The 20962-nt window shown below is 70.3% G+C and carries 17 protein-coding genes and 3 tRNA genes; 11 read left to right on the top strand and 9 right to left on the bottom strand.

Annotation, left to right across the window (positions count from 1 at the left end; all coding sequences use genetic code 11):
• Positions 1-18 precede the first annotated feature (18 nt).
• The 5 genes from J7I98_RS16000 to J7I98_RS15980 all read left to right on the top strand — a co-directional run bounded on the left by J7I98_RS16000 (position 19) and on the right by J7I98_RS15980 (position 8833).
• Positions 19-2202: a DNA polymerase III subunit gamma and tau gene (locus tag J7I98_RS16000; RefSeq protein WP_214921371.1), complete on the top strand. Its 2184-nt coding sequence runs from the start codon at positions 19-21 to the stop codon at positions 2200-2202.
• An 83-nt stretch (positions 2203-2285) separates the two neighbouring features.
• Positions 2286-3539, top strand: a complete 1254-nt coding sequence (gene purD, locus J7I98_RS15995) for a phosphoribosylamine--glycine ligase (RefSeq protein WP_214921370.1) — start codon at positions 2286-2288, stop codon at positions 3537-3539.
• 310 nt (positions 3540-3849) lie between these two features.
• A complete protein-coding gene (locus J7I98_RS15990; protein ID WP_214921405.1) occupies positions 3850-6081 on the top strand; it encodes a hypothetical protein in 2232 nt (743 codons plus the stop codon).
• Positions 6082-6307: 226 nt separating this feature from the next.
• Positions 6308-7825, top strand: coding sequence for a N,N-dimethylformamidase beta subunit family domain-containing protein (locus J7I98_RS15985; RefSeq protein ID WP_214921369.1), 1518 nt, complete (start codon positions 6308-6310; stop codon positions 7823-7825).
• 108 nt (positions 7826-7933) lie between these two features.
• Entirely contained in the window at positions 7934-8833 is a 900-nt protein-coding gene (locus tag J7I98_RS15980) for a phosphoribosylaminoimidazolesuccinocarboxamide synthase (protein ID WP_214921368.1), read from the top strand.
• 91 nt (positions 8834-8924) lie between these two features.
• Here J7I98_RS15980 and J7I98_RS15975 read toward each other — a convergent pair.
• From J7I98_RS15975 to J7I98_RS15940, 8 genes are all read right to left on the bottom strand, one after another.
• Positions 8925-8997, bottom strand: a tRNA-Gly gene (locus J7I98_RS15975).
• A gap of 22 nt (positions 8998-9019) precedes the next feature.
• On the bottom strand, positions 9020-9637 hold the full coding sequence (locus tag J7I98_RS15970; protein ID WP_214921367.1) for a response regulator transcription factor: 618 nt from the start codon (positions 9635-9637) through the stop codon (positions 9020-9022).
• Positions 9634-10812 (bottom strand): sensor histidine kinase, encoded by a 1179-nt coding sequence (locus tag J7I98_RS15965; RefSeq protein WP_251020703.1) that lies wholly within the window; start codon positions 10810-10812, stop codon positions 9634-9636. The genes J7I98_RS15970 and J7I98_RS15965 overlap by 4 nt, the downstream gene beginning before the upstream one ends.
• A gap of 112 nt (positions 10813-10924) precedes the next feature.
• Positions 10925-11692, bottom strand: a complete 768-nt coding sequence (locus J7I98_RS15960; protein ID WP_214921365.1) for an ABC transporter permease — start codon at positions 11690-11692, stop codon at positions 10925-10927.
• The gene (locus tag J7I98_RS15955) at positions 11689-12687 is read right to left on the bottom strand and encodes an ABC transporter ATP-binding protein (protein WP_214921364.1); all 999 of its coding nucleotides are present in this window, start codon (positions 12685-12687) and stop codon (positions 11689-11691) included. Before J7I98_RS15955 ends, J7I98_RS15960 begins: the two co-directional genes overlap by 4 nt.
• A 139-nt stretch (positions 12688-12826) precedes the next feature.
• Positions 12827-12899 (bottom strand) — tRNA-Gly (locus J7I98_RS15950).
• A gap of 53 nt (positions 12900-12952) precedes the next feature.
• A tRNA-Gly gene (locus J7I98_RS15945) sits at positions 12953-13024 on the bottom strand.
• A gap of 101 nt (positions 13025-13125) precedes the next feature.
• Positions 13126-13443: an Lsr2 family protein gene (locus J7I98_RS15940; protein ID WP_214921363.1), complete on the bottom strand. Its 318-nt coding sequence runs from the start codon at positions 13441-13443 to the stop codon at positions 13126-13128.
• A 313-nt stretch (positions 13444-13756) separates the two neighbouring features.
• Here J7I98_RS15940 and purS point away from each other — a divergent pair, with 313 nt between their 5' ends.
• The 3 genes from purS to purL are packed head-to-tail and all read left to right on the top strand — an operon-like array spanning position 13757 to position 16955.
• Positions 13757-14008: a phosphoribosylformylglycinamidine synthase subunit PurS gene (gene purS / locus J7I98_RS15935; RefSeq protein ID WP_138898077.1), complete on the top strand. Its 252-nt coding sequence runs from the start codon at positions 13757-13759 to the stop codon at positions 14006-14008.
• Positions 14005-14709, top strand: coding sequence for a phosphoribosylformylglycinamidine synthase subunit PurQ (gene purQ, locus J7I98_RS15930; RefSeq protein WP_214921362.1), 705 nt, complete (start codon positions 14005-14007; stop codon positions 14707-14709). The genes purS and purQ overlap by 4 nt, the downstream gene beginning before the upstream one ends.
• Positions 14706-16955, top strand: coding sequence for a phosphoribosylformylglycinamidine synthase subunit PurL (purL, locus tag J7I98_RS15925; RefSeq protein ID WP_214921361.1), 2250 nt, complete (start codon positions 14706-14708; stop codon positions 16953-16955). Before purQ ends, purL begins: the two co-directional genes overlap by 4 nt.
• A gap of 61 nt (positions 16956-17016) precedes the next feature.
• On the opposite strand, the gene J7I98_RS15920 is transcribed toward purL, so the two are convergent.
• A complete protein-coding gene (locus tag J7I98_RS15920) occupies positions 17017-17421 on the bottom strand; it encodes a nuclear transport factor 2 family protein (protein ID WP_214921360.1) in 405 nt (134 codons plus the stop codon).
• Positions 17422-17496: 75 nt separating this feature from the next.
• Here J7I98_RS15920 and J7I98_RS15915 point away from each other — a divergent pair, with 75 nt between their 5' ends.
• The 3 genes from J7I98_RS15915 (at position 17497) to purF (ending at position 20947) form a co-directional block, all read left to right on the top strand.
• Entirely contained in the window at positions 17497-18288 is a 792-nt protein-coding gene (locus J7I98_RS15915) for a maleylpyruvate isomerase family mycothiol-dependent enzyme (protein ID WP_214921359.1), read from the top strand.
• Between the two features lie 50 nt (positions 18289-18338).
• Positions 18339-19193, top strand: coding sequence for an META domain-containing protein (locus J7I98_RS15910; RefSeq protein ID WP_214921358.1), 855 nt, complete (start codon positions 18339-18341; stop codon positions 19191-19193).
• 227 nt (positions 19194-19420) lie between these two features.
• A complete protein-coding gene (purF, locus tag J7I98_RS15905) occupies positions 19421-20947 on the top strand; it encodes an amidophosphoribosyltransferase (RefSeq protein WP_214921357.1) in 1527 nt (508 codons plus the stop codon).
• The last annotated feature ends 15 nt before the right edge of the window (positions 20948-20962 follow it).

Raw genomic sequence — 20962 nt, 5'->3', positions numbered from 1 at the left:
CCCGATAACCTCGTATACGTGTCGTCCCTTGCGCTGTACCGCCGTTACCGTCCCGAGTCGTTCGCCGAGGTCATCGGGCAGGAGCATGTCACTGCCCCCTTGCAGCAGGCCCTGCGCAACAACCGGGTCAATCACGCGTACCTGTTCAGTGGGCCGCGCGGCTGTGGAAAGACGACCAGCGCGCGCATCCTCGCCCGCTGCCTGAACTGTGAGCAGGGGCCTACGCCCACCCCGTGCGGCCAGTGCCAGTCCTGCCTCGACCTGGCCAGGAACGGCCGGGGATCCATTGACGTCATCGAGATCGACGCCGCTTCGCACGGTGGCGTTGACGATGCCCGTGACCTGCGGGAAAAGGCCTTCTTCGGGCCTGCGAGCAGTCGCTACAAGATCTACATCATCGACGAGGCGCACATGGTCACCCCGGCGGGCTTCAATGCCCTGCTGAAGGTGGTCGAGGAGCCGCCGGAGCACCTCAAGTTCATCTTCGCGACGACGGAGCCCGAGAAGGTCATCGGCACGATCCGGTCGCGTACGCACCACTACCCCTTCCGCCTGGTGCCGCCGGGGACGCTGCGCGACTACCTGGGCGAGGTGTGCGGCAAGGAGGGCATCCCCATCGAGGAGGGTGTCCTGCCGCTGGTCGTACGGTCCGGGGCCGGGTCTGTGCGTGACTCGATGTCCGTCATGGACCAGCTCCTCGCCGGAGCGGCCGAGGACGGTGTGACATATGCCATGGCCACCGCGCTCCTCGGATACACGGAGAGCTCGCTGCTCGACTCCGTCGTGGACGCTTTCGCGGCGGGTGACGGGGCTGCCGCGTTCGAGATCGTGGACCAGGTCATCGAGGGTGGCAACGATCCTCGCCGGTTCGTGGCCGACCTGCTGGAACGGCTGCGGGACCTGGTGATCCTGGCCGCCGTGCCGGACGCGCGGGACAAGGGGCTCATCGATGCACCGGCGGATGTCGTGGAGCGGATGCAGGCGCAGGCTTCGGTGTTCGGCGCGGCCGAGCTGAGCCGCGCCGCCGACCTGGTCAACACCGGGCTCACCGAGATGCGTGGCGCCACCTCGCCGCGGCTGCAGCTGGAGCTGATCTGCGCCCGGGTGCTGCTGCCCGCCGCCTTCGACGACGAGCGCTCGCTGCAGGCCCGTCTCGACCGCCTGGAGCGCGGCGCCGGTGGCGGCTTCATGGCCGCGGGTGCGGCTCCCGGCCCCGCTATGGGGTACGTGCCGGGGCCTGAGGCTCATGCTGTGCCTGGGGTATCTGGTCCGGCTGCTCCGGTGGCTCCAGTGCCTCCGGCTGCTCCGGTGGCTCCCGTGCCTTCTGCGCCTGTCGCCGTTCCTGTGGCGGAGGCTCCTCCCGCCGAGAGCGTGGGTGGCGGGCAGCCACAGCGGCCCGGTGCCTGGCCCGGTGCGGGTGGTTCGGGGGGTGCCGGCGGCGGTGGCGGGCAGGAGGCCGGGCGCCGGCCCGGTGGCTGGCCCACAGCCTCCGCGCCGGGGCAGGGCCGGCCCGAACCGCAGCCCGCGCCCGCGCAGGCCCCGCCCGCTGCGGCGGCGCCCGCGCCTGCGACCTCGGCACCGGCCGCCCAGGGGGCCGTACAGGTGCAGAACATGTGGCCCGGGATCCTGGAGGCCGTCAAGAACCGCCGGCGGTTCACCTGGATCCTGCTCAGTCAGAACGCGCAGGTCACCGGCTTCGACGGAACCACGCTCCATCTCTCGTTCATCAACGCCGGAGCCCGTGACAACTTCACGAGCAGCGGCAGCGAGGACGTGCTGAAGCAGGCGCTGGCCGAGTCCTTCAACGTGCAGTGGAAGGTCGAGGCGGTCGTCGACCCGTCGGGTGGTGGCCACCCGCCCGGTAGCGGCGGCGGCTCGGGTGGCGGCGGTGGTTTTGGTGGGCGGCCGCCCGCTGCCCCGGCTCCGCGTCCCGCCCAGCAGCCCTACCAGCCCGGCCCGGCCGCCCCTGCGCCCCAGGCGCAGGCCCCCGCCGCCCAGACGCCGCCGCGTACGGCGCCCGAGCCTTCTCCCGGACCCTCCTACGCCGCGGAATCGCAGCCCCCGCCTCCACCGGTGGCGATCGAGGACGACGTACCGGCGGAGGACGACCCGGACCTCGTCGACTCCGCGCTGTCCGGCCACGACCTGATCGTGCGGGAGCTGGGGGCGACGGTCGTCGAAGAGTTCGTCAACGAGCAGTAGAAACGAGCAGTAGAGGCGAATACGACGAGTACGAGCGGGCAGCGCGGCGGGGTGACGGCGGCGCGCGGGCTAGGCTGCACCCCGTGAAGGTCCTCGTCATCGGCGGCGGCGCCCGCGAACACGCCCTGTGCCGCTCTCTGTCCCTCGATCCCGACGTCACCGCCCTGTACTGCGCCCCCGGCAACGCCGGCATCGCAGAGGTGGCCGAGCTGCACCCGGTGGACGCCCTCGACGGTGCCGCCGTTGCCCGGCTCGCCACCGAGCTCGGCGCCGGCCTCGTCGTTGTCGGCCCGGAGGCGCCGCTCGTCGCCGGGGTCGCCGACGCCGTGCGCGCGGCCAGTATCCCCTGCTTCGGCCCGTCCCGGGAGGCCGCCGAGCTCGAGGGCTCCAAGGCCTTCGCCAAGGACGTGATGGCCGGGGCGAACGTCCCGACCGCCCGTAGCTATGTCTGCACCACCCCCGAAGAGATCGACAGGGCGCTGGACGCCTTCGGCGCTCCGTACGTCGTCAAGGACGACGGCCTCGCCGCGGGCAAGGGCGTCGTCGTGACCGACGACGTCCAGGTGGCCCGCGCACACGCGCTGGCCTGCCAGCGCGTGGTCATCGAGGAGTTCCTCGACGGCCCCGAGGTGTCGCTGTTCGCCATCACCGACGGCGTCACCGTGCTGCCGCTGCAGCCCGCGCAGGACTTCAAGCGCGCCCTCGACGGCGACGAAGGCCCGAACACCGGCGGCATGGGCGCGTACTCCCCGCTGCCGTGGGCCGACCCCAAGCTGGTCGACGAGGTCATGGCGACCGTCCTCCAGCCGACCGTCGACGAGCTGCGCCGCCGCGGCACGCCCTTCTCCGGGCTGCTGTACGCGGGCCTGGCCATCACCTCGCGCGGCGTACGGGTCATCGAGTTCAACGCCCGGTTCGGCGACCCGGAGACCCAGGTGGTCCTGGCCCGCCTCAAGACCCCGCTGCTGAGCGTCCTGCTCAACGCCGCCAACGGCACGCTCGATGCCGAGCCGCCGCTGAACTGGCGCGACGACGCGGCCGTGACCGTCGTCATCGCCTCGCACAACTACCCCGAGACGCCGCGCACGGGCGACCCGATCGAGGGCCTCGGCGACGTGGCGGTCCAGGATGCGCCCCATGCGTACGTCCTGCACGCGGGTACCAAGCGGGAGGGCGACGCCGTTGTGAGCGCGGGCGGGCGTGTGCTGTCGGTGACCGCGACGGGATCCGATCTGGCGCAGGCGCGCGAGCGGGCGTACGCCGCGGTGGCCAGGATCCGGCTCGACGGGTCGCAGCACCGTACGGACATCGCCCAGAAGGCGGCGTCCGAGGCCTGAGCCTCTGGACCGGACACCGGCCGATGAGTGTCCGGTGTCCGACCGGTGTCTACCTGAGTCCGACCCTGAGCCCGACCTGAGTCCGATGCCCGACGGCGTCAGCACCTTTAGCCAAAGCCATTCCATCGAGTGACCGCTGGGCCATCCGGCTGACGGCCGCCGCAGCCCCAACTAGGGTGCGGCGCAAGCGTTCCGGCACTTGGCCCACCGACATTGCGATGTCAGTGGTGGGTGCCACAGTGGGGGAGTGAGCAAAGCCGTCGCAGGGCGAAGGGGGTGACGTCCGGCCGTGTCCGGTACCGGTACGGGAATGGAGATGGGCGCGCAGTCCGCGCGTTCCAGGGCTCTCGCTGTGCTGCGCATTCGCAGCAGAGCGCTGGCTGTCGCCCTGCTGCCTGCGGCTGTCGCCGTCGTGCTGCTCGCGGGCGGCGCCACGGGGCACTTCGGCGGAGGGGGCTGGGAAGCGGCGCGCTGGGCGGTGACTGTGTGCGCCGTGGTGGTGCTGCTGGTGGCCGCAGCCGTCGCGGCCGTGATCGTACGGGCGAGGCCCGCCGTCAGTCCCACGGTGGAGGTCGCCGAGGAATCCGCCCCCGATCTCTACCGGCTCGTACGGGACCTGGCGGACCGCCTGGAGGTGCCGGCGCCGTCCGCGATAGCGCTCACCCCCGACTGCGACAGCTGGCTGGAGGACCGCACGCATCCGGCGGCGGCCGCGTCAGCTTCCACGTCCGCTTCTGCCTCCGCCTCTGCGTCCACGCCGATACCGGACGCCGGGCGGCGCCGGGTCGCCGCTCCGGTGCTGGTCATCGGCTCGCCCTTCCTGTGGTGGATGCGGGTGGCCGAGCTGCGCGCGGTGCTCGCCCCGGTCGTCGCCGGTACGGGCCCCTCCGCGCACCCCGACATAGCCGCCGCCCGCCGCTTCGTGCGTGGCCTGGACGCGGCGGTGGCGGTTGCCTCCAGGCCCGGGCTCGGTCCGGTTCGCCGGATCCCGCTGCGTTTCCTCGGCTGGGTCGCGCGGTTGCTGCTGCGCAGCTGCCGGGTGCACGCCGCGGAGATGGAGCGGGGTGTCGCGACCACCGCGTCCGAGCGCGCACAAGCTGTGGACTACGGGCTGCGGATCGTCGCCCAGGAGCAGGTCGGCCTCGCGTACGCGGGCTGGGACCGGCTGATGACCCGGGTCGCGCTGCCCGCGTGGCGCATGGGCCGCTGGCCGTCCCGCCTGGATGTGGGCGTGGTCTCCGCGCTCACGGAACTCTCGCGGCGCGACCGCCTCGCCGAGGGCTTCACCTCCCGTCTGGGTGAGCGCCCCGCGTGCGATCTGCTCGAAGAGCCGGGTGCGGTGGACGAGGCCGTGTCCCTGCTCGCCGCTCGCCTGTTCCACGGGGGGCCCGCGGAGCCGGGGCCGGACTGGTCGCCGGTGGACTGGCAGCAGTACCCGGAAGAGGTCGTCGACCGGAAGTGGCGCGCGGACGCAGCCCGGCTGCACCGAGTCCTGGACAAGATGGGCGTACGCCGCTCACCCGGCTCCACCGACCGCGTGGGCCCGACGCTGGCCCGCGTAATGGACCACCTGTCCGCGCACGACGGCGCCACGGGCGAGACGGGTCACGCGGCCGACGGCACGCGCTCCCCGGACGGCACAGACCGTACTGGCGACACCGGCTCGACGGACGCCACGGCCGGGACCGCCGAACTGGGGCAAGACGCCACGGGCGATGACCACACCGGCGACCCTGGGCGCACCGGCAAAGCAGAACGGACCGCCGCCCCGGGTGGTGACCCGGGCCGAGCGAGCGCCGGGACCGACGACCCCGCCGACACCAGCGCCTCGGGTCAAGAGAGCGCGACGGCCGGGACCGGCGGCCCGGCCCGTACCGGAGCCACAGACGCCACCGGCGATGACCACACCGGCGACCCCGGGCGCACCAGCGACGCAGGACCCACCGGTGACCCGGGCCGAGCGGGCGCCGGGACCGACGACCTCGCCCGCACCAGCGCCTCGGGTCAGGAGAGCGCGACGGCCGGGACCGGCGACCCGGCCCGTACCGGAGCCACAGACGTCACCGGCGATGACCACACCGGCGACCCCCGCCACACCGGCGCCCCAGCCCACCCCAACAAGCCCCACCCCGGCCACCCCGCAGACCCCCGCCACGCGGGCGACGCGCTTGCTGCTGGGATCAGTGCCGAGGTGGCGCGGGAAGAGGCCGCTGCCCCGGCGCCCGTACCGCACGGGCTCGGGGACGACGATCTTTGGGACACCGGGCCCCTCCCGCTCTTCCCGCTCCAGCCGCCCCGCACGGGGCGCGAGCTGCTCGCCGATCACGTCACCGCCATGGTCTGCTGCGCCGCCGTCGACACCGCCGGAGCGGCGCCCGGCCTGGACTGGCTCGACGGCCCCGCCCTCCTGATCGACGGCGAACGCCGTGCCGACCTCGGCGGCCGCGTCCTGAGCCTCGTCGAGGACGGCGACGCGGAGCCGCTCCGCTCCTGGCTCGCTTCCGTCGGCGTACGTCCGGAGAAGCCGGTCCGCCTCGTCTGAGCCGCCCGAGTCCCGGGCCGAATCTCACCAGCCTCCGTGGTCCAGGAGGTGGCGTAGGGCCACCGCAGCCCCGCCCGTCGACCCCTCGGAGCGGAGGATGACCTTCCGTTCACGTCAATTAGCGACGAACGGTGACGGAGTGAGTGCGTTATGTGATGTGCTGGGGGTCGGTAGCTGACAAGTGACGCACCACTGTTGTCTCGGGGGCCAAAGGGAGGGAAGCGGCATGGGGGCTGAGTACATCCGGCGCTGGGAATCGGGCGCCCTCGCGCACGCCGTGTCGGATCCCTTCGGCCAGGGCCCACTGCCCTGGCTGCGCGGCGGCGAGCACTACTTCGGCGACAGCGGGCAGGTCATCCCCTGGTACGCCGAATACGTCGAGCACGCGGAGGGCGCGGAGCACCGCGACCCCGTCACCGGAGCCCGGCTCCCGCAGCCCCGCACCGCCCCCACCGGCGGCCCCCGCACCGCCGACGACGTACGCCAGCAGATCAAGGGCTTCGCGTCGCCCGGCGCGGCCGCCCCCGGCGAGGCGATCGACTTCCACATCACGGTGGACCCGCCCCAGCAGTTCTCCGTCGACATCTACCGGATCGGCCACTACGGCGGCGACGGCGCGGCCAAAATCACCACCAGCCCACGCCTGTCCGGCATCGTCCAGCCCGCCCCGCTCACCGCCGACCGCACCGTCTCCTGCCACCACTGGTGGATGTCGTGGCGCCTCCAGATCCCGGAGTTCTGGAACATCGGGGCGTACGTCGCCGTGCTCACCACCGCCGACGGCTACCGCTCCCACATCCCCTTCACGGTCCGCGACAGCCACCCCGCCGACCTGCTGCTGCTCCTGCCCGACATCACCTGGCAGGCGTACAACCTCTATCCGGAGGACGGCCGCACCGGCGCCAGCCTCTACCACGCGTGGGACAGCATGGGCCGCCTCCTCGGCGAGGAGGACGCCGCGACCACGGTCTCCTTCGACCGCCCGTACGCCGGCGCGGGCCTGCCCCTCCACGTCGGCCACGCCTACGACTTCATCCGCTGGGCCGAGCGCTACGGCTACGACCTCGCCTACGCCGACGCCCGCGACCTGCACGCCGGCCGCATCGACCCCACCCGCTACCGGGGCCTGGTCTTCCCCGGCCACGACGAGTACTGGTCGGTCCCCATGCGCCGCACCGTGGAGCTGGCCCGCGAGACCGGAACGTCCCTCGTCTTCCTCTCCGCCAACACCATGTACTGGCAGGTCGAGCTCGCCCCGTCCCCCTCCGGCACCGCCGACCGCCTCCTCACATGCCGCAAGCGCCGAGGGCCGGGCAAGCCCTCCCTCTGGCGGGAGATGGACCGCCCCGAGCAGGAGCTGATGGGCATCCAGTACGCCGGCCGGGTCCCGGAGCCGAGCCCCATGGTCGTGCGTAACGCCGATCACTGGCTCTGGGAGGCCACCGGTGCCCACGAGAACGACGAGATCGAAGGCCTGGTCGCGGGCGAGGCCGACCGGTACTTCCCGCGCACCACCCTCCCGGAGCACCAGGACCGCATCCTGCTCGCCCACTCCCCATACCGGGACGGCGACGGCGCCCGCCGCCACCAGGAGACGTCCCTCTATCGGGCGCCCAGCGGCGCCCTGGTTTTCGCCTCGGGGACGTTCGCCTGGTCTCCGGCCCTGGACCGGCCGGGCCATGTGGATCCCCGTATTCAGCGCGCCACGGCGAACCTTCTCGACCGCATCTGCAAAAGGGACTGACACGCCGACGGCACCGGCAGAACTGTCCGAAACCGACCCGCCACGACGGTTCCGGCCCGCATACGGGAGAATCGGTAGCGCTCCTGGATCAACCTACGCGGAGGAACCGTGTCCGGATTCGTAGAAAAGCCCGAGCCGCTTCAGGTTCCGGGCCTCACCCACCTCCACACGGGCAAGGTGCGTGATCTCTACCAGAACGAGGCCGGCGACCTCGTGATGGTCGCCAGCGACCGCATTTCCGCGTACGACTGGGTGCTGCCCACCGAGATCCCCGACAAGGGCAGGGTGCTCACCCAGCTCTCGCTCTGGTGGTTCGACCAGCTCGCGGACCTCGTCCCGAACCACGTCATCTCCGCCGAGCTCCCGCCCGGCGCCCCCGCCGACTGGGCCGGCCGCACCCTCATCTGCAAGTCCCTGCGCATGGTCCCGGTCGAGTGCGTCGCCCGCGGCTACCTGACCGGCTCCGGCCTCGCCGAGTACCAGGAGTCCCGCACCGTCTGCGGGCTGGCTCTCCCCGAGGGCCTCACGGACGGCTCGGAGCTCCCGGCGCCGATCTTCACGCCCGCGACCAAGGCGGCCGTGGGCGACCACGACGAGAATGTCTCGTACGAGGAAGTGGCCCGCCAGATCGGCGCGGAGACCGCTGCCCAGCTGCGTCAGACGACCCTCGCCGTGTACAGCCGGGCCCGCGAGATCGCCCGCGACCGCGGCATCATCCTCGCCGACACGAAGTTCGAGTTCGGCTTCGAGGGCGAGAACCTGATCATCGCCGACGAGGTGCTGACTCCGGACTCCTCCCGCTTCTGGCCCGCCGCCACCTGGGAGCCGGGCCACGCGCAGCCGTCGTACGACAAGCAGTACGTCCGCGACTGGCTGACCTCCCCGGCCTCCGGCTGGGACAGGAAGAGCGAGCAGCCGCCTCCGGCGCTTCCGCAGGAGATCGTCGACGCGACCCGGGCGAAGTACCTGGAGGCGTACGAGCTGCTCACCGGCGCGCACTGGTCGTAGCAGTCGTAGCGGCACCGGTCATGCAGCACCGGGCGCAGCAACGCAGAAGGCCCCGGTCGCAATGACCGGGGCCTTCGTACTTACTTCACCGAGCGGACGACCAGGTTCGAACTGGCGACCTCAACCTTGGCAAGGTTGCGCTCTACCAACTGAGCTACGTCCGCATGCGCCGTGGCGCGAGGCCAACTATACCCAACCTCGCTCGCGTGCGAGACGCACTGCGGTATGCCGGTTTTCCGCACCGAGCTTCGAGGCGGCCGACGACAGGTAATTGCGCACCGTCCCGGCCGACAACGCGGCCCGCCCGGCGATCTCCGCGATGGGCGCCCCGTCCGCCGCCAGCTCCAGTACCTCGGCCTCGCGCGCGGTGAGCGGCGAGTCCCCGGCGGCGATGGCATCCGCCGCCAACTCCGGGTCCACATAACGGTTTCCGTCCCGTACGCTCCGGATGATCTCGGCCAGCCGCTGCGCGCTCACGGTCTTCGGCACGAACGCCCGCACCCCCGCCGCCAGCGCCCGCTTCAGGTGCCCGGGGCGCCCGTGGCTGGTCACGATCATGCACCGGCAGCCGGGCAGCTCGGTCCGCAAAGCTGTGGCGACACTCACACCGTCGGCGCCAGGCATCTGCAGATCGAGCACGGCGACGTCCGGGCGGTGCGCCCGGGCCATGGCCAGCGCCTCGGGTCCGGAAGCGGCCTGTGCGACGACGACAAGATCGTCCTCAAGGGCGAGCAGCGCGGCGAGCGCACCCCGGATCAAGTGCTCGTCGTCGGCCAGCAACACCCGCAGAGGCCCCTCACTCACAGCGCCACCCCCAGCGCCTTGGCCACCGGCACCTCTGCCGTCAGCCGGAAGACGTCAGGTCCCGCCGGGCCCGCCCGCAGCGTTCCGCCGACTGCCGTGAGGCGTTCCCGGAGACCGGCCAGGCCGGAGCCGGAGCCGGAGTCGGAGGCGGCGGAGACCTCGGCCGCGCCGTCGTTCTCCACCACCAGCACCGCCAGCCCACCGCCCGACGTCAGGCGCACCGTGCACCGTCGCGCATCCCCGTGCCGCAGCACATTGGTCGTCGCTTCCCGTACGACCCAGCCGAGCGCCGACTGCACACCGGCCGGGAGTTCCTCGTCCGGGCCCCTGTCGATCAGGCAGTCGATGCCCGCCGCACTCAACACCCCCCGCGCCCCTTCCAGTTCCGCCGGCAGATCCGCCTCGCGGTAGCCACGTACGACCTCCCGCACTTCGCGCTGCGACTCCTGCGCGATGCGCTGCACCTCGGCCATCTGCTCCGCGGCCTCCGGCCTGCCGCGCCGCGCCAGTTGCACCGCCAGCTCGCTCTTGAGCGCGATCACGGCGAGATTGCGGCCCATGACGTCGTGCATGTCGCGCCCGAAGCGCAGCCGTTCCTCGGCGACCGCGAGCCTGGCGGCCACGTCGCGGGCCTGGTCCAGCTCCCAGATCACCGCCATGAACCAGGCCGACGACCGCGTGGTCAGCAGCGCGAAGAACGCCACGAACAGCACGCCCGCCACCCCGCCCGCGGTCAGTTCGGTACCTGCTCCTGTGGCGGCCAGCGCCCCGCCCACCAGCGCCGCGGCCACAACGGTCCCGAGCAGCAGACGCCGGAGCGTCGACAGCATGAACGTCGACATGGCGGCGGTCAGCAGGGCGTACCACAGCATCTGCCCCATCACAGAGCCGTCCTTGATCCCGCCGGTGGCCTGAAGGGTGACGATCAGGCCTGCCGAAAGCCCGCCCAGCACCAGCGCGACGGACGCCGAACGCCACGGCGCCGGGGCCCCGCCGACGTAATGCGCCAGCCCTCGGCGGAGGCAGTGCATCGCCACCACGCACTGCGCCACGGAAAGGGCCAGCAGCCCGCGCCCGAGCGCGACGGCGCCGGGATCGCGGCTCAGTCCCTGGGAGAGGGGCGTGAGAACTCCGACCGACATGAGCCACGGCAGCAGATACAGCGTCACCCGCATGTACAAGTCAAGCTTCGCGGCCTGACTCCGCTTCCCCCAGAAGCACTTCATCCCGTCCCCGTCCCCATCCCCGCATTTTCTTCGTGCTCAGCGTCGCGTCGTGCCGCAGTGCCTAGCGCCGCGGCTCCCAGCGGAACCACCGCTGCACAGCGAACACCGACAGTACGGTCCAGGCCACCGCGGTGGCGACGGCACCCAGCGCCTCGTACGCCCCCAACTGCCCAGTCCAGCCGCCCCGCACGAGCTCCACGACCGGCGAGAGCGGCAGCAGCTCGCAGACCGAGGCGATCTTGTCCGGCAGCAGCTCCAGTGGCACGACGACCCCGGAGCCGACCATCGAGACCAGCATCACCGGCATGATCGAGATCTGCGCGCCCTCGGCGGACCTGGTGAAGGCGGTGGTGGCGGCTGCCAGCGTCCCCGCGACCACGAGACCCAGCAGAAGACCGGTCACCACCAACAGGGGATCGGCGGGCATCTCCATACCGAGGACCGCCGCGCCCGCGATCATCAGCACCACACACTGCGCGAACCCGGCCACGAGCGTGGCGGCCGCCGTTCCGGTGAGAATCTCGGCGTCGCCCGGCTCCCCGGCCCGCAGCCGCTTGAGTACGAGCTCTTCACGCCGCACCACGTAGACCGTGACGAGCGCCGAGTACACCCCGAAGAGCAGCACGAACGCCACAGACATCGGCATCATCGCCGCACCGAGCGAAATCCCGGCCTCGTCCAGGTCCATGTCGTCGAAGACCGGCCGCATCGCGTACGTCATCGTGACGGGCAGCACCAGCGCCGTGAAAAGCACCGCCTTGTGCCGTAGGAGCAGGGTCAGTTCCGCCCGCGTCAGCGCCGCCATACGTCCCGCAACAGCCGTGCTCATCGCGCAGCCACCTCCTTCTCGGCCGTGCCGGCGCCCACCGTTTCCTGCGCCCCGCTTTCCTGCGCCCCGGGTTCCTTCGCCTCCCGCGCGATGTTCAGGAACGCCTCCTCCAGCGACGCCGACCGCACATCGAGCCCCCGCAGCTCCAGCCCCTGCTCCCCGGCCCACGCGAGCACCCCGGTCGCGGCCTGCTGGAGCCGGTCGGTGTGCAACCGCACCGTCCGGCCGCTCAGTTCGTGCCGGGTGACACCCAGCTGCCCCAGCGGCGGCAGATCCCCCAGGTGGTAGCCGTCCGGCAGCTGGAAGGAGATCTGCGACGGATACGCCCCCACCACGTCCGCCACCCGCCCCTCGGCGGCGATCCGCCCCTCGTGCATGATCGCCAGCCGGTCGGCGAGCTCCTCCGCCTCCTCCAGGTAGTGCGTGGTCAGCAGTACGGTCGTCCCCCCGTCCCGCAGGTCCCGCACCAACTCCCACGTTTCGCGCCGCCCTTCGGCGTCAAGCCCCGTCGTCGGCTCGTCGAGGAAGAGGATCTCCGGCCGGCCGAGCAGCGCCATGGCCAGGTCCAGCCGCCGCCGCTCCCCGCCGGACAGCTGCTTGACCCGTACGTTCTCCCGCCTGTCGAGCCCCACCAGCTCAAGCACCTCACCCACCGGCCGCGCCCCACTGGTGCACCCCGCCCACATGCGGGCCGTCTCGCGCACGGTCAGCTCGGAGGGAAATCCACCCTCCTGGAGCATTACGCCGACCCGTGGGCGTACCTTCGCGCGCTCGGTGTACGGATCATGGCCGAGCACCCGGACGCTGCCCCCGTCGGGCCGGGCCAGGCCCTCCAGCAGTTCCAGGGTCGAGGTCTTGCCCGCGCCGTTCGTGCCCAGCAGCGCGAAGAGCTCGCCGCGCGCCACGGAGAAGGAGAGCGAGCGGACGGCTTCGAAGCCGCCGCTGTAGGTGCGCCGGAGCCCCTCGGCGTCGATCACGTGGTCGTTGATGGTCATGCCTCAAGACTTCCGGCGGATCACGGCCGGGAGCAGTGCGAGCTGTCATCACCGCACATGACAAATGTCAGTACGCCAAGAGGTGGGCGGCAGATACGACGAAGGCCCCGGTCGCAATGACCGGGGCCTTCGTACTCTGAGCGGACGACGAGATTCGAACTCGCGACCCTCACCTTGGCAAGGTGATGCTCTACCAACTGAGCCACGTCCGCATTTGTGCCACCACTATACCTGACACACATCAGTGTGTTGGTAAGCGATGCAGAGCGGGTGACAGGAATTGCACACTGCGCCTTCCCCCTGGAAGGGGGATGTTCTGCTACTGAACTACACCCGCACGCTGCGTGAGGTCCGGCCTTGCGGCCTCGCCCCTCGGCGTGTTCCAGACTCTAGCCGACGAGCGGGGGTGCAATGCAAGTCGGTTGCCCCCAGGGGCTGTCAGGAGGCCTCCGCAAAGGCCTCGTAGACCTTCTTGGGGATGCGCCCGCGAGCCGGCACGTCCATCTGGTTCGAGCGCGCCCACGCGCGTACGGCCGCCGGATCGGGGGCGACGGCGGTGTGCCGGTAGGCCTTGCCCGACTTCGACTGCTTTCGGCCGGCCTCTACGAACGGCTCAAGAGCCGTGCGTAGTTTCTTTGCATTGGCGGGATTCAGGTCGATCTCGTACGACTTCCCGTCCAGGCCGAACGTGACCGTTTCCGCTGCGTCCCCTCCGTCGATGTCGTCGGAGAGCGTGACCACTACGCGCTGAGCCACGGATATCGGTCCTTTCCTGCGGCACCACCGCGCCTGACGTGCGGTGATACCGGCCTTCCGGCTGTTTTGGAGCAATGCTGATTTCTTCGCTATTCCTTTGTACAGCGAGAGGCATTGCATTGTGAAGCCCAGTTAATTCCGTCAGCGTGTCCTTCCGCAATCGGAGGCGGCCGTTTTTCCCCGGATTTTCCCGGCGGTTGTCGCTGCCGATACCGGAACGTGATCCGGGTCAACCTATATCTACCCGCGTAGAATTTCTGGGCGGGTACGCTGATGGAACCGCCTTCGCACCACACCACCACCGGGAGTGCCAGTGGCACGCGTCGTAGTCGACGTCATGCTCAAGCCCGAGATCCTCGACCCGCAGGGACAGGCGGTGCAGCGTGCACTGCCCCGTCTCGGCTTCGAGGGAATCGCGGACGTACGTCAGGGAAAGCGTTTCGAGCTCGAGGTCGATGGGCCGGTCGATGACGCCGCCCTCGCCCGCATCAATGAGATGGCTGAAACGTTCCTCGCCAACACCGTCATCGAGGACTTCACCGTGAAGGTGGAGGAGTCGAAGTGACCGCTCGTATCGGAGTCGTCACCTTTCCTGGAACGCTCGACGACCAGGACAGCCTGCGGGCCGTCCGGATCGCGGGCGCCGAGCCGGTCTCGCTGTGGCACCGCGACAAGGACCTCAAGCAGGTCGACGCGGTCGTCCTCGCGGGCGGCTTCTCCTACGGCGACTACCTGCGGGCGGGCGCCATCTCCCGCTTCTCGCCGGTGATGGAGACCATCATCGAGCAGGCGAAGGCGGGCCTGCCCGTCCTCGGTATCTGCAACGGCTTCCAGATCCTCACCGAGGCCCACCTGCTCCCCGGCGCGATGCTGCAGAACAACCACCTGCACTTCATCTGCCGCGAGCAGAGGCTGCGCGTCGAGACGAGCGAGACGGCCTGGACGGCGGACTACACCGCCGGGCAGGAGATCCGGATCCCGCTCAAGAACATGGACGGCCGTTACGTCGCCGACGAGCGCGTGCTCGACGAGCTGGAGGCGGAGGGCCGCGTCGCCTTCCGCTATCTGGCCCGCGGCGCAGCCGCTGACGGATACGGAAACCCGAACGGCTCGCTCCGCGACATCGCCGGCATCACCAACGCCGCGGGCAATGTCGTCGGCCTGATGCCGCACCCGGAGCACGCCGTGGAGCCGCTGGTCGGCACGGGACGTACCGACGGCCTCGGATTCTTCACCTCGATCCTGAAGAAGCTGGTCAACGCATGACTCTGGACACCGTCAAGCACGCTGCGGAGACCCCCGAGGTCGGGCAGCCCTGGAAGGAACTCGGCCTCAAGGAGGACGAGTACGCGCGCATCCGGGAGATCCTCGGCCGCCGCCCGACCGGCGCCGAGCTCGCCATGTACAGCGTCATGTGGTCCGAGCACTGCTCGTACAAGAGCAGCAAGGTCCACCTGAAGCAGTTCGGCGAGAAGGTCCCGCAGAACGACGCGATGCTCGTCGGCATCGGCGAGAACGCGGGCGTCGTCGACGTCGGTCAGGGTTACGCCGTGACCTTCAAGGTCGAGTCGCACAACCACCCGAGCTACATCGAGCCCTACCAGGGCGCGGCCACCGGCGTCGGCGGCATCGTCCGCGACATCCTCGCCATGGGTGCACGGCCCGTCGCGGTCGTCGACCCACTGCGCTTCGGCGCGGCCGACCACCCCGACACCAAGCGCGTGCTGCCCGGCGTCGTCGCCGGCATCGGCGGCTACGGCAACTGCCTCGGCCTGCCGAACATCGGCGGCGAGGTCGTCTTCGACGAGTGCTACCAGGGCAACCCGCTGGTCAACGCCGGCTGCATCGGCGTGATGAAGCACGAGGACATCCACCTCGCGAAGGCGAGCGGTGCCGGCAACAAGGTCATCTTGTACGGCGCCCGCACGGGCGGCGACGGCATCGGCGGCGTATCGGTGCTGGCCTCGGAGACCTTCGAGTCGACGGGACCCGCGAAGCGTCCCGCCGTCCAGGTCGGCGACCCCTTCCAGGAGAAGCTCCTCATCGAGTGCACCCTGGAGATCTTCCGCGAGGAACTCGTCGCGGGCATCCAGGACCTGGGCGGCGCCGGTCTGTCCTGCGCGACGTCCGAGCTGGCCTCGGCCGGTTCCGGCGGCATGCGCGTGGAGCTGGACACCGTTCCGCTGCGCGACTCCTCCCTCTCGCCCGAGGAAATCCTCATGAGCGAGTCGCAGGAGCGCATGTGCGCGATCGTCGAGCCGGGCAAGGTCGACCGGTTCATGGAGATCTGCGAGAAGTGGGACGTCATCGCCACCGTCATCGGTGAGGTGACCGACGGCTCGCAGCTGGAGATCTTCTGGCACGGCGAGCAGATCGTCGACGTACCGCCGCGGACCGTGGCCCACGAGGGTCCCGTCTACCACCGGCCGTACGCCCGCCCCGAGTGGCAGGACGCCCTCCAGGCCGACGACGCCAACAAGCTCCCGCGCCCGGCGACTTCCGCCGAGCTCCGCGAGCAGGTGCTCAAGCTGATCGCCTCCCCGAACCAGGCCTCGAAGGCATGGATCACCGACCAGTACGACCGCTTCGTACAGGGCAACACGGTGCTCGCGATGCCCGAGGACGCGGGCATGGTCCGTATCGACGAGAAATCGAACCTGGGCGTGGCCATGGCGACGGACGGCAACGGCCGGTACGCGAAGCTCGACCCGTACACCGGGGCCCAGCTCGCGCTCGCCGAGTCGTACCGCAATGTCGCCGCGTCCGGCGCCAAGCCGCTCGCCATCTCCGACTGCCTCAACTTCGGCTCCCCCGAGGACCCGGACGTCATGTGGCAGTTCGCGGAGGCCACGCGCGGTCTGGCGGACGGCTGCCTGCAGCTCGGCACCCCGGTGACGGGCGGCAATGTGTCGCTCTACAACCAGACCGGCGAGACCGCCATCCACCCGACGCCCGTCGTCGCGGTGCTCGGTGTGATCGACGACGTGACCCGGCGTACGCCCGTCGCCTTCGCGGAAGAGGGCCAGCTCCTCTACCTGCTCGGTGACACGCACGAGGAACTGGGCGGCTCCGCCTGGTCCCAGGTCATCCACGATCACCTGGGCGGCATGCCGCCCAAGGTCGACCTGGACCGCGAGAAGCTGCTCGGCGAGATCCTGATCTCGGCCTCGCGCGACGGCATGATCGACGCGGCGCACGACCTGAGCGACGGCGGCCTGATCCAGGCGGTCGCCGAGTCCTGCCTGCGGGGCGGGAAGGGCGCACGGCTGATCGTGCCGGACGGGCTGGACCCGTTCGTCTTCCTCTTCTCCGAGTCGGCGGGCCGGGCTGTCGTGTCCGTGCCGCGCAGCGAGGAGCTCCGCTTCAACGACATGTGCGGGGCGCGCGGCCTGCCCGTGGCCCGTATCGGTGTCGTGGACGGCGATGAGATCGAGGTGCAGGGCCAGTTCAGCATCGCGCTGGGCGAGGTCCGTACGGCGCACGAGGAGACGATCCCCGGCCTGTTCGCCTGACGCACAGCTCTGCGGCAGCCCCCGTCCGGACCTGGTCCGGGTGGGGGCTCCGTGGCACCCCCTAGGTGGCCGTGCCCCAGAAGGCGTCCGACTCGTCGATGTCCTCCATGCATTCGTCGATGTCGGTGATCTTGCCCCCGACGATGGTGAAGAAGAGCCCGCCTCTCATCTCGATGCCCCGATCACCGTGGTCGGCGTACCACTTGTGGGTGGACATGACATGTCCCCGGCCGTCCGCGTAGATGCCGTCCAGCTCAACGCGGAAGGTGCCGTTGGTGAGCTCGAACAGCTTCCCGTACATGGCCATGACGTTGTCCCGGCCCTTGAAGTGCCCGGACATCTGGTTCTCGCCGGGCACGTGGTGAGTACAGTCCGCAGTCAGCAGGGAGGCGACGGTGTCCATGTCTCCCGTGGTGAACGCTTCGTAACCCCGGCGAACCAAGGCGCTGTCAGGGTGCTCGGCCATGACTGATCGACCCCTCTCGTACCCGTAGGTGTGCTGGAAACCCTGCCTCTCCAGTCTCCGACTACCCTCGCCCCCATGCCACCGGCCAAGAAGCGCACCCGCAGCTACGACTCCGCCAAGACCCGGGCCGCCGTACTCGCGCAGTTCGAGCACGTACGCGCCGCCGTGCTCACCCTCACGCCCGAGCAGCTGGAAGAGCCCACCCGTCTCGGCGACTGGACCGTGCGGGATCTCGCCGCCCACATCGCCATGGTCATGGGAACCGTCTCCCGTTACCTCGCCATGCCCGAGCCCGTCAGGCGCGAAGTCGCCCTGCTGGACTGGCCGTTCGCAACAGTCATCGCCGCCGGGCAGGTCGACGAGGACACCAGGGCGATCGCGGCGAGCGCCGAGCCCGGCGAACTGTTCGCGCGGACCGACGCAGCCATCCAGGAGGCCCTGCCCGGCACTTCGGACGAGCGCCTGGTGCCGTCACGCTTCGGCGGCATGCGGCTCGGCGACTTCCTCGTCACCCGTACCGTCGAACTCATCGTCCACACCGACGACTTGAACGATGCGACCGGTCTCGGCATCCCGTACGACAAGCACGCGCTCGCCGCCTGTACCCGCCTCCTCGCCGACGCCCTCGCCGTGAAAGCACCCGGCGGCTCGGTCGAGGTCCGCGTTCCGCCGTACGCGGTCGTGCAGTGCGTGGAAGGCCCCCGGCACACGCGCGGCACCCCGCCCAACGTGGTCGAAACCGACCCGCTTACGTGGATCCGCCTGGCCACGGGGCGGATGGAGTGGAGCGCGGCCCTGGAAAATGCGCAGGTCAGCGCGAGCGGCGAGCGGTCTGACCTGTCGGAGCTGCTGCCGGTCCTTGGGTAGGGAAAAAGTTCCGCTGGAACCAGAAACCCCACTCGCCCCGTCACATCGCCATGGATACGTCGCGAACCCACCCCCACCCGCACCGCACCGCCACCCTCACCGCCCTGGCCCTCTTCGCCCTGGCCGCCTGCGGCACGGAGTCCGGTTCGGACGCCGGAGGCGACGGCACCGTAAAGCCGGACCTCCAGGTCGCCGGGGTCGACTGGACCGTCGACAGCGTGACCGTGGACGGCAAGAAGCTGGCAGCCCCGAAGGGCACCACGGTCCGTATCGACGAGGACGGGGACAACGGCAAGGGCAACGGCAAGGCCCGCGCGTCCGGCAACTCCGGCTGCAACCAGTTCGGCGCCGACGTGGACGTCACGGGCGACACGATCACCGTGGGCCCCGGCCAGACCACCGAGATGGCCTGCGCGAAGGACATCCAGAAGTTCGAGGAGAACCTCCAGCGCACCTTCCGCGGCGCCCTGAAGGCCAAGGTCACGGACGACAAACTGACGCTGACCACGACCAAGGGCGACACGATCGCCCTCACCGCCGAGAAGCCGGACGCCGCCGCCCCGCTGGTCGGCACCAAGTGGCGTGTGGAGTCGCTGCTCGACGGCGACACCGCCACGTCGCTGCCCAAGGACGTGGCGGGCAAGGCGAACCTCGTCTTCGGCAAGGACGGCTCCGTGGGCGGCAACCTCGGCTGCAACAACGTCACGGGCCAGGCGAAGGTCTCCGGCTCCACGCTCACCTTCTCCAAGATCGCCACGACCAGGAAGATGTGCCCGCCCAAGATCATGGAGACCGAGCGGGCGCTGCTCAAGATCCTCGACGGCGAGGTGAAGTATGAGCTGCGCGACCGCACCCTGACCCTCACCGCAGAGGACGGCAACGGCCTGGACGCTCGCGCCAAGTAGCGGCAAGGCGGAAGCGGAGGCACAAGCGAAGCGGAAGCGGCGGCGGACCCGGCCGAAAAGCACGACGTCCGCCGCGACCGTCCCGGTCCGTGGACACCGCCCTGGACACCCGAATCGCGTCCGGACGTCAACGCGGACACCGCTCGTCACCCGCCGACGCACTCCGCCCGGCCCCCGACGCCATCCCCAATTCGGACCAGTGGTCGATCTCGCCTACACTCGGTGGCGTGCCTCGTGGTGATGGACGACTCAACCACGACCTGCTCCCCGGTGAGAAAGGCCCCCAGGACGCTTGCGGCGTCTTCGGTGTCTGGGCTCCCGGCGAAGAGGTCGCCAAGCTCACCTATTTCGGACTGTATGCCCTGCAGCACCGTGGACAAGAGTCCGCGGGCATCGCAGTGAGCAACGGGTCCCAGATCCTCGTCTTCAAGGACATGGGACTGGTCTCGCAAGTCTTCGACGAAACCTCTCTCGGCTCCCTCCAGGGCCATATCGCGGTGGGCCATGCCCGCTACTCCACCACCGGAGCCTCGGTGTGGGAGAACGCACAGCCGACCTTCCGTGCCACCGCGCACGGATCGATCGCCCTGGGTCACAACGGCAACCTGGTCAACACGGCGCAGCTCGCCGAGATGGTCGCCAAGCTGCCCAAGGAGAACGGCCGCGCGACGCAGGTCGCCGCGACCAACGACACCGACCTGGTCACAGCTCTGCTGGCCGGCCAGACGGACGACGACGGCAAGCCCCTCACCATTGAGGAAGCCGCCGCAAAGGTTCTCCCGGACGTGATGGGCGCCTTCTCCCTCGTCTTCATGGACGAGGGCACGCTCTACGCCGCCCGCGACCCGCAGGGCATCCGCCCGCTGGTCCTCGGCCGGCTGGAGCGCGGCTGGGTGGTGGCCTCCGAGTCCGCCGCCCTCGACATCTGCGGCGCCGCGTACGCCCGCGAGGTCGAGCCGGGCGAGATGATCGCCATCGACGAGAACGGGCTCCGTACGTCCCGATTCGCGGAAGCGAAGCCCAAGGGCTGTGTCTTCGAGTACGTCTACCTGGCCCGCCCGGACACCGACATCGCCGGCCGCAACGTCTATCTCTCGCGTGTGGAGATGGGCCGGAAACTGGCCAAGGAAGCCCCGGTCGAAGCCGACCTGGTCATAGCAACGCCGGAATCAGGCACCCCCGCGGCCATCGGCTACGCGGAAGCCAGCGGAATTCCGTACGGTTCCGGCCTCGTCAAGAACGCCTACGTCGGCCGGACCTTCATCCAGCCGTCCCAGACGATCCGCCAGCTCGGCATCCGTCTGAAGCTCAACCCGCTCAAGGAAGTCATCCGCGGCAAGCGCCTGGTGGTCGTCGACGACTCGATCGTCCGCGGCAACACCCAGCGCGCCCTGGTCAAGATGCTCCGCGAGGCCGGCGCCGCCGAGATCCACATCCGGATCTCGTCCCCGCCGGTGAAGTGGCCCTGCTTCTTCGGTATCGACTTCGCGACCCGCGCCGAGCTCATCGCGAACGGCATGACGATCGAAGAGATCGGCAAGTCGCTGGGCGCCGACTCGCTCTCGTACATCTCCATCGACGGGATGATCGAGTCGACCACCATCCCCAAGGCGAACCTCTGCCGCGCCTGCTTCGACGGTGAGTACCCGATGGAGCTCCCCGACCCCGAGCTGCTCGGCAAGCAGCTCCTGGAGTCCGAGCTCGCGGCCGGTCCGGCGAACACCGCGGCCGCCGAAGCGCTCCGTCGCCCGTAACGCTCCCTGTTGAAC

This window comes from Streptomyces sp. ISL-98 (assembly GCF_018614055.1).
Taxonomy (GTDB): domain Bacteria; phylum Actinomycetota; class Actinomycetes; order Streptomycetales; family Streptomycetaceae; genus Streptomyces; species Streptomyces spiramyceticus.
This window is presented reverse-complemented; position numbering and strand designations above follow the sequence as displayed.

Bases quoted from the DNA above. Each gene is read 5' to 3' on its own strand.
- J7I98_RS15910 (WP_214921358.1), top strand. From the start codon at position 18,339: ATGGATACGTCGCGAACCCACCCCCACCCGCACCGCACCGCCACCCTC.
- J7I98_RS15965 (WP_251020703.1), bottom strand. From the start codon at position 10,812: ATGCGGGTGACGCTGTATCTGCTGCCGTGGCTCATGTCGGTCGGAGTT.
- J7I98_RS15985 (WP_214921369.1), top strand. From the start codon at position 6,308: ATGGGGGCTGAGTACATCCGGCGCTGGGAATCGGGCGCCCTCGCGCAC.
- J7I98_RS15915 (WP_214921359.1), top strand. From the start codon at position 17,497: ATGCCACCGGCCAAGAAGCGCACCCGCAGCTACGACTCCGCCAAGACC.
- J7I98_RS15920 (WP_214921360.1), bottom strand. From the start codon at position 17,421: ATGGCCGAGCACCCTGACAGCGCCTTGGTTCGCCGGGGTTACGAAGCG.
- J7I98_RS15990 (WP_214921405.1), top strand. From the start codon at position 3,850: ATGGAGATGGGCGCGCAGTCCGCGCGTTCCAGGGCTCTCGCTGTGCTG.
- purL (WP_214921361.1), top strand. From the start codon at position 14,706: ATGACTCTGGACACCGTCAAGCACGCTGCGGAGACCCCCGAGGTCGGG.
- J7I98_RS15960 (WP_214921365.1), bottom strand. From the start codon at position 11,692: ATGAGCACGGCTGTTGCGGGACGTATGGCGGCGCTGACGCGGGCGGAA.
- J7I98_RS15955 (WP_214921364.1), bottom strand. From the start codon at position 12,687: ATGACCATCAACGACCACGTGATCGACGCCGAGGGGCTCCGGCGCACC.